The following is a 14,736-nucleotide window of genomic DNA, read 5'->3' on the forward strand; positions in this document are numbered from 1 at the left end:
TGCTGGCCACCGGCACGCCGACCTGGGCCCGCCTCGAAAACGGCGACGGCCGCTGGGTGCTCAACGGCCCGGCCTCCGACGTGGTCGGAGAGGGCGTGCTCGTGCTGCTGCTGACACCCGGCCCCTACTACCACGGCGGCCGCATCTACGTCGATAGCGTGGTCCTCTCGTCGTGAGCGTCGATCTGCGCCTCCACCGCGCGCTCGACCGCAGCACCCACCTGGTCTTCGGTCGAGGCCCGTCCCCCGATGACTTCGTAGGGCACATCGTCGTCGTCGCGGTTGCCCCGGCGCCGGCGGTCCGGATGAGCGTGGGCGCTGCGTATGCCACGGCTGTTGCGGTGCTTGCGCCGGGTGCGGCGATCGCCATTCGGGCTGAGTATCGATCCGAAGTTGAGCGCCCGCTGGTCGGTGTGGCGCGTGATCGCGCCCAAGTCGCGCAGGCCTACCTGTCCAGTCAAACCGAACGCTTCCAGCAGGCCGTCTCGGCCACCCACAGCACCCGCACCAGGTATCAATCCGCAGCCCTGCGCACTGCGTTCGCTGGCGCGGCCTTCCAGGATGCCGCCCCCGCAGCCTGCGGCCTGGCCGGCGTGTTTCAAGCCTCCGCCCCTATGTTCGCCGATGCGGCAGCGAGCTGGCAGGACGCCGCCTCATCCCACCAGGTGCTGGCCAGCCGCTTCGGGGAGGCTCAGGCCGCATCCTCTCATGTGGGCGGACGCTGGCAGGACACGATCCGCTACCTGCGCGCCGTCACCACGGCGGCTCAAGAGGCCATTGCACGGGCCATGGCTATCCGCCAGCACGCCGGCCCGGCACAGCAGATCCTGCTGCGCCAGGCAGGGCGCTGGCAGGACGCATGGGGCCCTCGGCCCGGTCGCACCGCCGTCGTCGTGCCGCCCACCCCGGGCCGTTACATCCCGCCGCCCGGTAACGCGGTGGACCTGCTGTTCGACACGCTGCTCACGCGCTCAACGCACCTCATCTTTGGACGTGACGGCTTGCCTGTGCCGGCCCCCATCCTTGTCCCCGTCCTGGAGGCTTACTACGTGTTCAACACCATTACCCTCGCCCGCGCCGACAGCGGGGTCGAGATCCCCGCGCGCGGCCTGGCCGTCGGCATCAGCCGGGACGGCCCGCACTGGACCTGGTCCGCAGTGATCCCCGGCGGCGCCAGGGCGCTGGTCGCCCGGAATCCGGACCCCGTCGAGCTGATCGCCGTGGTGAATGGCCTTGAAATGCGCCTGCTGGCCGAGAATTCGGAGCGGGACCGGCGCCACGGCGCCGACTGGCTCCGCGTCTCCGGCCGCAGCCGTTCCGCCTGGCTGTCCGAGCAGTACGCGCCGAAGGAAGCCCGCAGCAACCTCACCGCCCTCAACGCCCAGCAGCTGGCCGACGCCGTCCTCACGGTCAACGGCGTTTCCATCGGCTGGGCACTCGACTGGCAGATCGTCGATTGGCTCGTCCCCGCCGGCGCCTGGAGCCACTACGGCACCCACATGGAAGCCCTCGCACGGCTCGCCGAGGCCGGCGGCGGCTACCTCCAGGCCGACCCGGCCGCGCAGCGCATCGCCGTCCTGCCGCATTACCCGGCCCTGCCGTGGCACTGGCCCAGCGCCACGCCCGACATCGTGCTGCCCGAAGACATCGTCGAAGTCGAGCGCACCCTCACCGCCGACCAACCCGAATACAACGCGGTGTACGTGATCGGCCAGTCCGCCGCCGGCCGCCGCGACCGCGTCCTGCGTGCAGGCTCCGCAGCAGACCGCCTCGCCCCCCAGGTCGTCGATGCCCTGGCCACCGACCCCATCATGACGCGCGCCCGGGGCGGCACGGTACTCGCCGAAGGCGGCGCCCAATCCCGCATCAGCCTGCGCCTCCCCGTGCTCCCGGAAACCGGCCTCATCCTGCCCGGCCGCATGATCGAGTACAGCGCCGAAGGCATCACCCGCCGCGGCCTGACCCGCTCGCTACAGGGCGAATGGTCGCACCCCGAGCTGTGGCAAACCGTGGAGATCGAAGTCCGTGACTAACCCACTCAAGGCCCTCCGCGAACTCACTGCCGGCCCCCCGCTGCTCACCGGCGCCGTCACCTGGACAGACGGCACATCCAGCCAGCTCACCCTGCCCGGCGGAGCTGTCATCACTGTCCGCGGCACCGCGCCCATTGGCACGGCCGTCTATCACCGCGACGCCGCCATAGAAGGTGAAGCACCGAACCTGCCGGGAGTGGATATCGAAGTTTGAGGCGTTACCACGACACCAGACCGGCCTGGTTTGGGGGCACAAGTAACGGCGCCGACAGTGCCAAACCACTTGCAAATCCGTGCCAAATGTCCCGCGCGCTTACAGGACCGCGAGGCTGGGCTAGCCTTTAGCAGAGCGGTGCCGAAAGAAGCGCCCTCCCCGACACCCAAGCTCTTTTTCCACGCAGGGCAGATTGCGGGGCAAAAATGAAAAACGCCCCGTAAGGGGCGTATTCACTTGGTGCTTGGCGGAAAGGGTGAGATTCGAACTCACGGTACGCCTAAACGTACACCGGATTTCGAGTCCGGCGCATTCGACCACTCTGCCACCTTTCCGCTCGAAGCAAAGAATTATACCCAAGATTTTAAAAAAAACCAGTCACGCAGCAGATTTCATCGCGCCAGGCATGAACTCATCGTACGCACGCACCGCTTCGGCAGCGTACATCAGGCTCGGACCACCGCCCATGTAGGTGCAGATGCCCAGGGTTTCCATCAGTTGCTCGCGGCTCACGCCGAGACGGATCAGGGCCTTTACGTGAAAACCAACACAGCCGTCACAGCGGGAGGCGATACCGATGGCCAGGGCGATCAACTCCTTGTCGAGCGCTGACAGCACACCGGCCTTCATGGACTCCCGGGCCATCGTACTAAAACCCTGCATGGTTCCGGGAATCTCCGCACGCAGCGTGTCCAGTGCCTTGGAAAGATCTGAAGTAATTGTCTGAAATGACTTGCTCATGGGGTTCGAATTATGAATTTGAAATAACTCATTCAAATATCCTCGCCACTCGACCAGTGGTCAACCGCTCAGCATAAGTCGGACAACCCCATTTGCCCTCACCAAGGAACTGCGTCACGCCTTGTGAGAATCCTCAGGACGCAGCCTCCAGAACAGTGACCCCACCCATGTAGGGTTGCAGCACGGTCGGTACACGCACCGAACCGTCCGCCTGCTGGTAATTCTCGAGCACAGCCACCAGGGTGCGCCCCACCGCCAGACCGGAACCGTTGAGGGTCGCGAGGGTTTCGTTCTTGCCCTGGGCATTTTTGAAACGGGCCTGCATGCGACGCGCCTGGAAGCCTTCGAAGCACGAGCAGGAGGAGATTTCCCGATAGGTATTCTGAGCCGGCAGCCAGACTTCCAGATCGTAGGTCTTTGCCGCGCCAAAGCCCATGTCGCCAGTGCACAGCACGATCTTGCGGTAAGGCAGTTCGAGTTTCTGCAGGATGGTCTCAGCGTGACCGGTGAGCTCTTCCAGCGCCTCCCAGGCCTTGTCCGGATGCTCGATGCGCACCAACTCGACCTTGTCGAACTGGTGCTGGCGAATCATGCCGCGGGTGTCCTTGCCATAGCTGCCAGCTTCGGAACGGAAACACGGGGTGTGGCAGACGAACTTGAGGGGCAGCGCATCCAGCGACAGAATCTCGTCGCGCACAATGTTGGTGACGGGCACCTCGGCAGTCGGGATCAGGTAGAACTTGCTGCCATCGGCCTTCGGCACGGAGAACAGCTCTTCCTCGAACTTGGGCAACTGGCCGGTGCCGTACATGCTGGCCGCGTTGACCATGTAGGGCGTGTACAACTCGGTGTAGCCATGCTCGTCCGTGTGAGTATTAAGCATGAACTGGGCAAGTGCCCGGTGCAGGCGAGCCAAGCCGCCCTTCATCAGCGTGAAGCGGGCCCCGGAAATTTTTACCGCGGTCTCGAAATCCAGGCCGCCGAGGCGGGTTCCGATATCCACATGATCGCGCACCTCAAAGTCGAAACTGGCGGGCGTACCCCAGCGACTGACCTCCACGTTGTCTTCTTCCGAACGGCCGACGGGCACACTGTCGTGGGGCAGATTCGGCAGGCCGGCAATGAAAGCGTTGAACCGCTCCATCAAATCGGCAAGGGCGACCTCGTTGGCCTTCAGTTCATCGCCGATGCCAGCCACCTCGGCAAGCACGGCAGAAGCGTCTTCGCCCTTGCCTTTGAGCTGACCGACCTGCTTGGACAGCGCATTGCGGCGGGCCTGGAGTTCCTGGGTACGGGTCTGGCGCGTCTTGCGCTCGTCCTCGAGAGTCTGGAAAGCAGTGACATCGAGGGTCATTCCGCGCGTCGCCAGGCGCTCCGCAACAAAATCCAGACGGGCACGAAGCAGTTGAACATCAAGCATGACAATCCCTATTCAAATCAGAAAACTAGCTTATCGACAAAGTCGCGGCCTGGAAATTGCTTCGCATGACCACGGCTTTTCGGTTATATTGCAGCGCAACATGCATGCCTTGCATGCGCCCCTGGAAACAATAGAAATCAAGAAGTTAATAGCCTAAAAAAGGTGAAACTTTTCTTGATTTAACAAACTCATAGGTCACAATCAAGAGAAGGTGTCCGCAGACGGCGCCATTTCAATTTGACCATTGAAGGAGACTCCGATGTTATCCATCCGCGACTGCCTGGATTACTGCGACCTCACCGACGAGGACGTTGCCATTATTGCCGAGCACCATGACATTCCCGAAGCGGCTGCGGCTCAGATTGCCTGTGGTCTGGTTCAGACTCGCGAAGGCACCCTGATGCTGACCCAGTTCATGCTTGACCTCGTGGATGCCGCCGAAGAGCGTGGCGACCCTACCAAGGCCAAGCGTTTCCGTGACGCCTGCGCCCGCTTTGTAGCGAGCCACCCACTCCAACACTGATTCACCCACGCCCTGCGCGGGCCTCACGGGCTTCAAACTCCCGGTCGAGTTCCCGCAGGCGCTCCAGTTTTTCGGCGATTTTCGCCTCCAGGCCGCGTCCAACAGGCTCATACCAACCCGGCGGAGCCATTCCGTCCGGCAGGTAACTCTCGCCAGCGGCGTAACCGCCCGGTTCGTCATGGGCGTAGCGATAAGCCTTGCCGTAGCCGAGTTCTTTCATCAGCTTCGTCGGCGCATTGCGCAGATGAATCGGCACCGACCGGGACGTGTCGGTGGACACAAACTTGCGCGCCGCATTATACGCCTTGTAAACCGCGTTCGATTTGGCCGCACAGGCCAGGAAAACCGCGGCTTGGGCCAGCGCCAGCTCCCCCTCCGGCGACCCCAGCCGCTCGAAGGTGGCACAGGCATTGAGCGTGATTTCCAGCGCGCGCGGATCCGCCAGGCCGATATCCTCACTCGCCATGCGTACCAGCCGGCGCCCCAGATACAGCGGCTCGACACCACCATCCAGCATGCGGCACAGCCAGTACAGCGCGGCATCCGGATCGGAACCGCGGATCGACTTGTGCAAGGCCGATATCTGGTCGTAGAAGGCTTCGCCGCCCTTGTCGAAACGCCGCAGGCTGCGCGACAACGCATCGTCGATGAAGGCAGCCGGCACCGGATTCACGCCTGCAGTGGTGGCCGCCGTCTCGACCTGCTCCAGCAAGTTCAGCATGCGCCGGGCGTCACCATCGGCAAAGCCGGTCAGGCGGTCACGGGCATCATCCTCAAAAACCAGTTCAGGGCAGGCAAAGGCCCGCGCCCGCTCGAACAGCTCGCCCAGTTCGTCGGCACTCAACGGCTGCAGCACGTAAACCGCCGCCCGCGACAACAGCGCCGAATTCACCTCGAAAGACGGATTTTCGGTCGTTGCCCCGACCAGCGTCACCAGCCCCTGCTCCACAAAAGGCAGGAAGGCATCCTGCTGGGCCTTGTTGAAGCGATGGACTTCATCCACGAACAGGATCGTGTGGCGCCCGCGGGTACGTGCAACTTCGGCCTGGGCAATCGCCTCACGGATGTCCTTCACCCCCGAAAACACCGCCGACAGGGCCGTGAACTCCGCGTCGAAGGCCCGTGCCATCAAGCGTGCGAGCGTTGTCTTGCCGACCCCGGGCGGCCCCCACAGAATCATCGAATGGGGCTTGCCCGACTGAAAGGCCAGTGCCAGCGGCTTGCCAGGCCCGAGCAGGTGCTTCTGGCCGATCACGTCCGCAATCGTCTGCGGACGCATGGCTTCCGCCAGCGGCAGACGCGGCGGATCGAGAGAATCGAAAAGATCAGCCATGAAAGTACGAAAACCTGTGCTTACTCACCCACCACGTCAGCGCCCTTGGGCGGCGTGAAACGGAACAAGCCGGCGTCGAGGGAAGGGTTGCGCTCGATCTGCCCGAAGAGCAGCGAAGTGGTCTGGCCGAAGTTGTCATTGAGCAGCATCGCCTTCAGCTGACCGCCGGCAAAGCCCATGCGGATGCGCTCGAAACTGCTGTCCTCGGCCTTCGGCGTCGCTTCGATCCACTCCAGCCCGTCGGCATCACCGGCGTTCTTGAGCACGAAGTTCCTGTCGAGGGAGTTGTCGCCCGCCAGGATCGCCGCTGGCGTGCTGCCGAGCGCCTGACCAAGCTTCTTGGTCGTGACCTGATTGAGTTCCTGATCGTAGGCCCACAGCTTGGAGCCATCGCCCACCAGCAACTGGGCATAAGGCTTTTCGTAGATCCACCGGAACTTGCCCGGCCGCGAGAATGCGAAGGTGCCGCTCGCCGGCTGGGGCTTGCGTCCCGATTTGGAGAAGACCTGCTGGGTGAAGCTGCCCCGTGCCGTCCGAGTGCCGTCCATGAACTGCTTGAGCTGGGCCAGCCCGTCTGCGTGGACCGAACCGGCAGCGAATAACAGCGCGAGCCCGAGGGCGCGCAGCGTGGGGGTGCGAAACATCATTCTCCTTCGCGGGGTGGCGTAACCACTTCCCGATTGCCATTGGTGCCCATGGACGAAACCAGTCCCGAGCGCTCCATTTGTTCGATCAGGCGAGCAGCCCGGTTGTAGCCGATGCGCAGATGCCGCTGAACCAGTGAAATCGATGGCCGACGGGTCTTGAGGACGATCTCGACGGCCTGATCGTAGAGCGGATCCGCTTCACTGCCCTCACCGCCGCCTTCGCCGCCACCGAGCAGGTCACCGCCCTCCTCCTCCGACGGCGCCAGGATGCCCTCGATGTAATCCGGCGCACCAAGAGACTTGAGGTATTCGACCACCCGGTGCACTTCGTTGTCGGCCACGAAAGCGCCGTGCATGCGAATCGGCAGGCCAGTGCCCGGCGCCAGGTAGAGCATGTCGCCCATCCCCAGCAACGCCTCGGCGCCCATCTGGTCGAGAATGGTGCGGGAGTCGATCTTGCTGGACACCTGGAAGGCCATGCGGGTCGGGATGTTGGCCTTGATAAGGCCGGTGATCACGTCCACGCTGGGGCGCTGGGTGGCGAGAATCAGATGGATACCGGCCGCCCGGGCCTTCTGGGCCAGACGGGCAATCAACTCCTCGATCTTCTTGCCGACCACCATCATCAGGTCGGCCAGCTCGTCGATGATCACCACGATGTAGGGCAGCTTGTCAAGGGGCTCGGGGCTTTCCGGGGTGATCGAAAACGGGTTGGTGAGCGGCGAGCCGGCCTTGGCAGCATCGGCAACGGCCTTGTTGTAGCCGGCCAGGTTGCGCACACCAAGGGAGGACATCAGCTTGTAGCGCTTTTCCATCTCTGCCACACACCAGTTGAGCGCGTTGGCGGCATGCTTCATGTCAGTCACCACCGGCGCCAGCAGGTGCGGGATACCTTCGTAGATGGACAGTTCGAGCATCTTCGGATCGACGAGGATCAAACGCACGTCGCTCGGCTCGGACTTGTAGAGCAGCGACAGGATCATCGCGTTGATGCCCACCGACTTGCCCGAACCGGTGGTACCGGCCACCAGCAGGTGCGGCGTCTTGGCGATGTCGGCGACCATCGGCTGACCACCGATGTCCTTGCCGAGCGCCACGGTCAGTGGCGACTGCATGTCGTGGTAGACCTTGGAACCGAGGATTTCCGACAGGCGCACGGTCTGGCGCTTGGGATTGGGCAATTCGAGGGCCATGCAAGCCTTGCCGGGCACCGTCTCGACGACACGGATACTCACCACCGAAAGCGCCCGGGCCAGATCCTTGACCAGATTGACCACCTGGCTACCCTTCACGCCCACCGCCGGCTCGATCTCGAAACGGGTGATCACCGGGCCGGGATAGGCCGCCAGCACCTTCACCTCGACGCCAAAATCAGCCAGCTTGCGTTCGATCACGCGGCACGTGAACTCCAGGGATTCGGGCGACGGCGGCTCCACATCATGGGAGGGAATATCAAGCAGCGACAGCGGTGGCAACGGGCCGCCGGAATGCTCCATCAGCGGGGGGGGCGCCGGCCTCGGCTTGGGCGGAGCCTGGGTGAACACCGGGGCGGGATGCGGCCTCTGCGGTGCCTCGGCGAACACCGGCTCCGAGCGCTCCTTCTGCACAGGCTCGACCTTGAGCACCTCGGCCTTGACCACCTCGGCCTTGACCACCTCGGCCTTGACCACCTCGGACATTGCCGGCTCGATGCGTACCGGCTGAGATGGCGCGGCCTCTTCCTTCTTGCGCTGGACCTCGACCACGGCCTCACGCTTCTGGGCCACTTCCCGGCCAACGCGTCGATCCTGCCAGGTCTGGAAGCCGTTGGTCACAAACATCCACACCTTTTCGAGACCAGCCCCGAGGACCTCGGAAGCCTCGACCCAGCTGATCCCCGAGAACAGGCTCAACCCGCCGGCAATCAGGGCCAGCAGCAGCAGCGTGCCGCCTGTAAAACCCAGATACTGAAGCACCAGACCGCCCAGCTCGAGGCCGATGACACCGCCCGGCTCCAGCGGCAACGTCGCCTTCAGGGTGTGGAAGCGCATCGCCTCAAGGCTGCTGCTCGCCACCAGCACCACCAGAAAACCGAACAACACAACAAAGAAGGAGCGCCGATCGGCACCGAAGTGCATCTGCAGGCGACGAAAGCCGATCGCCAGCCCGAAGCCAAGGAAAACCACCCACCACCAGGCCGACAGACCGAAAAGATAGAACAGCAGATCCGACATCCAGGCGCCGAAACGCCCGCCCGGATTACTCACCCGCTCCACCTGCACCGCGTGGGACCAGCCCGGATCAGCCTTGGAGTAGCCGAACAGGATCATGGCAACATAAAGCGCCAGCACACCGAGGAGCAGCCAGCGGGCTTCCTGCAACAGGCTGGAGATCTTCTCCGGCAGGGGAAGTGGACGGGTGGAAGGACGATTGAGCATGAGTGGGAGCTGGGGCGATACCGGGGGCGATACAAAAAAAGCAAAAGCGCGGCATACACCGCGCTTTGATTATAAACCAGGGTCTCTGGTCGTCCCCGCCTGCTCAGGTTCCGAATGAGTAAGGAAGGATTTCCGGACCAGTCACAAATCGATGATTTGCTCCCGCAGGATGATGCCCCCGTCGGTTTCCTCGATCAGGCCACGCAAGCCGAGATCCTTCATGACCCGGCTGACCATCTCGCGGGAGGCACCGATCATCTTGGCGATGTCCTGCTTGGAGATCTTCTTCTTGACGATCTTCAGACCATCGACCTCTTCCGACATCTCGAGGAGCAGGCGCGCCACACGGCCGTAAACATCCATCAGCGCGAGGCTTTCGATCTTGCGATCAGCGTCTCGCAGACGGCGCGTCAGGTTGCACATCACATGCCAGGCCAGATCGAAGTTGTCCTGCATGAGGCGCTTGAAATCGGTCTTGGCAATGGTCACCAGATCAGACGGCGACACGGCCACCACCGAGGCAGAACGGGGGCTGTCGTCGAGAACCCCCATCTCGCCGAACATTTCACCCTGGCCAAGAATGGTCAGGATCACTTCACGCCCATCCTCGTCGCTCACCATCACCTTCAGGTTGCCGGTCAGCACAAAGTAGACAAAATCGGTACGATCGCCTTCATGCACGACCGCAGAGCCCCGCGGGACCCGTCGCATCATCGCGCAACGCGCAACGGCAGCCAGCCGGTCATCGCCGAGGCCCTGGAAGATAGGAAAAGTCCGCAGGGCAATCGTGGACACTGAGCTGGTAACGGTCATATGGGGCTCCCCTAGGCAAAATGCAAATCAATTTGTGGATGACGTGACAAATTCATCATGCACATACAACGGTCAAGTATAAAACAAACTTGAGCATCGACGATTGGCGCCGAGCCCTGAATCAGCAAGAAGAGCGCTGCATTTCGGAAAGTCACAGGGAACGGAGCGCTTTATAATCGGTCTTCCTTGCCCCAGACATCGGAAAGACCCACACAGATGGCCACTCGTCACATCAAGCTGCTCATCCTTGGCTCCGGCCCCGCCGGCTACAGCGCCGCGGTCTATGCCGCCCGCGCCAACCTGAACCCCGTGCTCATCACCGGCATCGCCCAGGGCGGCCAGTTGATGACCACCACCGAGGTCGACAACTGGCCCGCCGACGCCGACGGCGTGCAAGGCCCCGAGCTGATGGCGCGCTTCGAAAAGCACGCCCTGCGCTTCAACACCGAAATGATCTTCGACCACATCCACACCACGCATCTGGCTGAAAAGCCGATCCGCCTGGTGGGCGATGCGGGCGAATACACCTGCGACGCGCTGATCATCGCCACCGGCGCCAGCGCCCAGTACCTCGGCCTGCCCTCCGAAGAAACCTTTGCCGGCAAGGGCGTTTCCGCCTGCGCCACCTGCGACGGCTTCTTCTACCGCAACCAGGAAGTCGCCGTGGTCGGCGGTGGCAACACGGCTGTCGAAGAAGCCCTGTACCTGGCCAACATCGCCAGCAAGGTCACCCTCGTGCACCGCCGCGACAAGTTCAAGGCCGAGCGCATCCTGATCGACAAGGTCAACGAGCGGGTCGCCGCCGGCAAAATCGTCCTCGAACTCGACTCGACCCTAGAAGAAGTGCTGGGTGACCAGACCGGCGTGACCGGCATGCGCATCAAGAACGTGAAGAGCGGCGAGGCCAAGGACGTCACTCTGAAGGGTGTCTTCATCGCCATCGGCCACAAGCCCAACACCGACATCTTCGAAGGTCAGCTCGAGATGGAAGGCGGCTACATCGTCACCCACGGCGGCCGCAAGGGCAACGCCACGGCCACCAGCGTACCGGGCGTCTTCGCCGCCGGCGACGTGCAGGACCACATCTACCGCCAGGCCGTCACCAGCGCCGGCACCGGCTGCATGGCCGCACTCGACGCCGAACGCTACCTCGACAGCCTGGGTCTCGCCGGCTAAAACCGGCTCTCGCCCCCCAACGGACCGGGCATCCCGGTCCGTTTTTCATTGGACATCACCTTTCGCACGCCATGGGCAAGGACAAGCGCAGCACCGGACTCGACGCCCTCAAGGCCCTCAGGAACCGCGTTCCCTCGGCAATCAGCCCGCGACCGAAGCCGGCCGTCAAGGCAGTTCCAGCCGAACCCGACGACAGCACGCTGTTTCGCAGCGAGGTCGGCCGCATTCAGCCCCTGCGCAGCGCGGGGCAGGCCGAACTCGGCATCCCGAAGCCCGCACCGGTGCCGCGTCCACAGATCGTCGAAGCCGAAGCAGACACCCCGCGCCGTGCCCCGCGCATCGACGAGAACGACCCGCTGGCCGTGTTCCGTGCCGCCCTCGGCGACATTGCCCCGATCAAGGACTTCAACCGCGCCGACCTGAGCCTGCAGCGCCAGCAGATCAATGCCCAGGTGCGTGCCGTGGACCAATGGGAAGCGCCGCCCGTCCAGGCCATCGACGAACGCATCCTCCGTGATCCAACCAAGCTCTTCCGCCACATCGCCGGCGAAGTAGCCCCCCTCAAGGACAAGAACCTCGCCGACGTCGCCCGCCCCGTGCCCGCACCACGGCCCCTCAAGCGCGAAGAAGACGAACGCGAAGTGCTGCGTGAAGCCCTTGAAGCGCCCCTCACCTTCGAGGACCGCCTCGACACCGGCGACGAAGCGGCCTACCTGCGTAGCGGCCTGCCGCGCCGGGTTCTCACCGACCTGCGCCGCGGACGCTGGGTCGTGCAGGGCGAACTCGACCTCCACGGCCTGACCCGCGACGAAGCCCGCGCCAGCCTGGCCCACTTCATCGCCGCCTCCCTCCAGCAGGGTCGCCGCTGCCTGCGCGTCATCCACGGCAAGGGCCACGGCTCACCGGGACGCATCCCGGTGCTCAAGCACCTGTCGCGCGGCTGGCTCGCCCAGCGGGAAGACATCCTCGCCTTCTGCCAGGCCCGCCCTCACGACGGTGGCGACGGTGCACTGCTGGTGCTGCTGCAGGCCGGCTCCGCCCTGCGTGGCTAGAGCAGCGTCCCCTCGCCCCAAAAAGCCCTTCTCCATCAGCGTATTAGAATACGCTGTAGACACCACACTCCTTTTCCGCGCATTTTCCCGTCGTCTTCGGTGATTCTTGCCCACGGTCAATTTTTTTCCCGGGCCACGCACCTAAAGTTCGCTGCGACAGATTGCCGCAGGGACAGCGTGTCGCAGCCCGACCTCTCCGCTCCCTGCTTCGTCTACCAACGCCGCCAGTGCGGCAAGTTCGCTTCAGGCCCAGGGATTACGGAGACCAACAATGAGCACCGAAGACATCAAGCACGACGATCAAACCGCCGTTCCGGCACGCCGCAAATTCCTGAACACCGCCGCCCTCGCCGGCCTCGCCGGTGCAGGCCTTTCCGTTGGCCTGTCCGCCTGCAAACAGGAAGCGGCTGCACCCGCCGCCGGCGCACCTGCCGGTGCCGCTCCGGCCGCACATGCAGCAGGGGAGTTCGGCAAGTACGAAGTCGCCCCCGGCCAGCTCGATGAATACTATTCCTTCTCCAGCGGCGGTCACTCCGGCGAAGTGCGCATCTACGGCCTGCCTTCCGGCCGCCTGTTCAAGCGCATTCCGGTGTTCAACATGGACTGCCTGGTCGGCTGGGGCATCACCAACGAATCCAAGGCGATCCTCGGCACCAAGGCCGACGGCAGCCTGAAGTACCACACCGGCGACACCCACCACGTTCACCAGACCTACGTGGACGGCATGTACGACTGCAAGTACATGTTCGTGAACGACAAGATCCATAGCCGTCTGGCGCGCATCCGCATGGACACCATGGAATGCGACAAGATCACCGAGTTGCCCAACATCCAGGGCTTCCACGGCACCTTCCCGGACAAGCGCGATCCGGTCGATGAAAAGATCAACCACACCACCCGCGTGTTCTGCGGCGCCGAGTTCTCCATTCCGCTGCCCAACGACGGCAACGACATGAACGACCCGACCAAGTACCACTCGCTGTTCACCTGCGTGGATTCCGAATCCATGGAAGTGCGCTGGCAGGTACTGATCGACGGCAACTGCGACCTGGTGGCCACCTCCTACGACGGCAAGCTGGCTGCCACCAACCAGTACAACACCGAGATGGGCGCGCACTACCAGGACATGATGTCGTCCGAGCACGATGCCTGCCTGTTCTTCAACATTGCCCGCATCGAAGAAGCGGTCAAGGCCGGCAAGACTCGCACCTACGGCAGCTCCAAGGTGCCCGTCGTCGATGGCACCAAGGCCGCCAACCAGGACCCGAAAACCGCGCTGACCTGCTCGGTGCCGATTCCGAAGAACCCGCACGGCGTCAACGCCAGCCCGGACGGCAAGTACTTCGTGTGCTCCGGCAAGCTCTCCCCCACCGCCAGCGTCATCCAGCACGACCTCGTGCTGAAGTGGTTCAACGGCGAGCTGAAGGAAGCCCGCGAAGCCGTCGTCGCCGAACCGGAAATCGGCCTCGGCCCCCTGCACACCGGCTTCGACAACAAGGGCAACGCCTTCACCACCCTGTTCCTCGACAGCCAGATCGTGAAGTGGAACGTCGAAGCGGCAATCCAGTCCTTCAAGGGCGACAAGAACGCCAAGGTCGTGCTTGACCGGGTGGACGTGCAATACCAGCCGGGCCACGGCTTCACCTCCATGGGCGAAACCAAGGCGCCGGACGGCAAGTACTTCCTGTCCGACAACAAGTTCTCCAAGGATCGTTTCCTGCCGGTCGGCCCGCTGCACCCCGAAACCGCCCAGCTGATCGACATCAGCGGCGACAAGATGAAGGTCGTGGCCGATCACGCCGTGTATTCCGAGCCGCACGACTCCATCATCGTCCGTCGCGACCTCGTCAAGACCCGCCAGGTCTACAACCTCGACGAATTCCCGAACGCCGTGAAGGACGCGAAGGAATCGGGCGTCTTCCGCAATGGCAACAAGGTCACCGTGAAGATGGTGTCGCAGGCACCGTCGTTCAGCCTGCCGGAATTCACCGTCAAGAAGGGCGATGAAGTCACCCTCATCCTCACCAACCTCGACAAGGTCGAAGACTTGACCCACGGCTTCGCGATTCCGAAGTACGACATCAACTTCCTCGTCAATCCGCAGGAAACCAAGTCGGTCACCTTCAAGGTCGACAAGCTCGGCGTCTACTGGTGCTACTGCACCAACTTCTGCCACGCGCTGCACCTCGAAATGCGCTCGCGGATGATCGTCGAGAAGTAAGCAAGAGTTCCTTATCGAAGCTGTAATTTGGGGAGACGTCCGCGTCTCCCCTTTTTTCGTTCCAGCCCGGCCTCTGCGGCAAATTGACCCAGCTTAAGGCGCCCCGCGCCACCGAACATCAGAATCCGTTGACATACTGATTAGCGG

12 protein-coding genes and 1 tRNA gene are annotated in these 14,736 nt (G+C 63.3%); 6 read left to right on the forward strand and 7 right to left on the reverse strand.

The window, feature by feature from the left end; genetic code table 11:
• The first annotated feature begins 172 nt into the window (after positions 1–172).
• Complete coding sequence (locus ETQ85_RS07595; RefSeq protein WP_148578441.1) at positions 173–2,032, forward strand: hypothetical protein; 1,860 nt, start codon at positions 173–175, stop codon at positions 2,030–2,032.
• A complete protein-coding gene (locus ETQ85_RS07600) occupies positions 2,025–2,246 on the forward strand; it encodes a hypothetical protein (protein WP_148578442.1) in 222 nt (73 codons plus the stop codon). Before ETQ85_RS07595 ends, ETQ85_RS07600 begins: the two co-directional genes overlap by 8 nt.
• Positions 2,247–2,491: 245 nt before the next feature.
• On the opposite strand, the gene ETQ85_RS07605 is transcribed toward ETQ85_RS07600, so the two are convergent.
• The 3 genes from ETQ85_RS07605 to serS form a co-directional block, all read right to left on the reverse strand.
• Positions 2,492–2,581 (reverse strand) — tRNA-Ser (locus ETQ85_RS07605).
• 43 nt (positions 2,582–2,624) lie between these two features.
• A complete protein-coding gene (locus ETQ85_RS07610; RefSeq protein ID WP_148578443.1) occupies positions 2,625–2,987 on the reverse strand; it encodes a carboxymuconolactone decarboxylase family protein in 363 nt (120 codons plus the stop codon).
• A gap of 133 nt (positions 2,988–3,120) precedes the next feature.
• Positions 3,121–4,407 (reverse strand): serine--tRNA ligase, encoded by a 1,287-nt coding sequence (gene serS, locus ETQ85_RS07615; RefSeq protein ID WP_148578444.1) that lies wholly within the window; start codon positions 4,405–4,407, stop codon positions 3,121–3,123.
• A 259-nt stretch (positions 4,408–4,666) separates the two neighbouring features.
• On the opposite strand from serS, the gene ETQ85_RS07620 reads away from it, so the two are divergent.
• Positions 4,667–4,930: a hypothetical protein gene (locus ETQ85_RS07620; protein ID WP_148578445.1), complete on the forward strand. Its 264-nt coding sequence runs from the start codon at positions 4,667–4,669 to the stop codon at positions 4,928–4,930.
• A gap of 1 nt (position 4,931) precedes the next feature.
• On the opposite strand, the gene ETQ85_RS07625 is transcribed toward ETQ85_RS07620, so the two are convergent.
• The 4 genes from ETQ85_RS07625 to ETQ85_RS07640 all read right to left on the reverse strand — a co-directional run bounded on the left by ETQ85_RS07625 (position 4,932) and on the right by ETQ85_RS07640 (position 10,140).
• Positions 4,932–6,263 (reverse strand): replication-associated recombination protein A, encoded by a 1,332-nt coding sequence (locus tag ETQ85_RS07625; protein WP_148578446.1) that lies wholly within the window; start codon positions 6,261–6,263, stop codon positions 4,932–4,934.
• A 20-nt stretch (positions 6,264–6,283) separates the two neighbouring features.
• Positions 6,284–6,907: an outer membrane lipoprotein chaperone LolA gene (gene lolA / locus ETQ85_RS07630; RefSeq protein ID WP_342781951.1), complete on the reverse strand. Its 624-nt coding sequence runs from the start codon at positions 6,905–6,907 to the stop codon at positions 6,284–6,286.
• Positions 6,907–9,327 carry a DNA translocase FtsK gene (locus tag ETQ85_RS07635; RefSeq protein WP_148578448.1) on the reverse strand — a complete coding sequence of 807 codons (2,421 nt, stop codon included), beginning with the start codon at positions 9,325–9,327 and terminating at the stop codon, positions 6,907–6,909. The genes lolA and ETQ85_RS07635 overlap by 1 nt, the downstream gene beginning before the upstream one ends.
• Before the next feature lie 141 nt (positions 9,328–9,468).
• Positions 9,469–10,140 carry a Crp/Fnr family transcriptional regulator gene (locus ETQ85_RS07640; protein ID WP_148578449.1) on the reverse strand — a complete coding sequence of 224 codons (672 nt, stop codon included), beginning with the start codon at positions 10,138–10,140 and terminating at the stop codon, positions 9,469–9,471.
• 216 nt (positions 10,141–10,356) lie between these two features.
• Between ETQ85_RS07640 and trxB the strand changes: the two genes are divergently transcribed.
• From trxB to nosZ, 3 genes are all read left to right on the forward strand, one after another.
• Positions 10,357–11,316, forward strand: coding sequence for a thioredoxin-disulfide reductase (gene trxB, locus ETQ85_RS07645; RefSeq protein ID WP_148578450.1), 960 nt, complete (start codon positions 10,357–10,359; stop codon positions 11,314–11,316).
• Positions 11,317–11,387: 71 nt separating this feature from the next.
• Positions 11,388–12,368, forward strand: coding sequence for a Smr/MutS family protein (locus ETQ85_RS07650; protein ID WP_148578451.1), 981 nt, complete (start codon positions 11,388–11,390; stop codon positions 12,366–12,368).
• Positions 12,369–12,639: 271 nt separating this feature from the next.
• On the forward strand, positions 12,640–14,589 hold the full coding sequence (gene nosZ, locus ETQ85_RS07655; protein ID WP_148578452.1) for a TAT-dependent nitrous-oxide reductase: 1,950 nt from the start codon (positions 12,640–12,642) through the stop codon (positions 14,587–14,589).
• Positions 14,590–14,736 lie beyond the last annotated feature (147 nt).

The organism is Zoogloea oleivorans (assembly GCF_008107625.1).
In the GTDB taxonomy this organism is placed as follows: domain Bacteria; phylum Pseudomonadota; class Gammaproteobacteria; order Burkholderiales; family Rhodocyclaceae; genus Zoogloea; species Zoogloea oleivorans.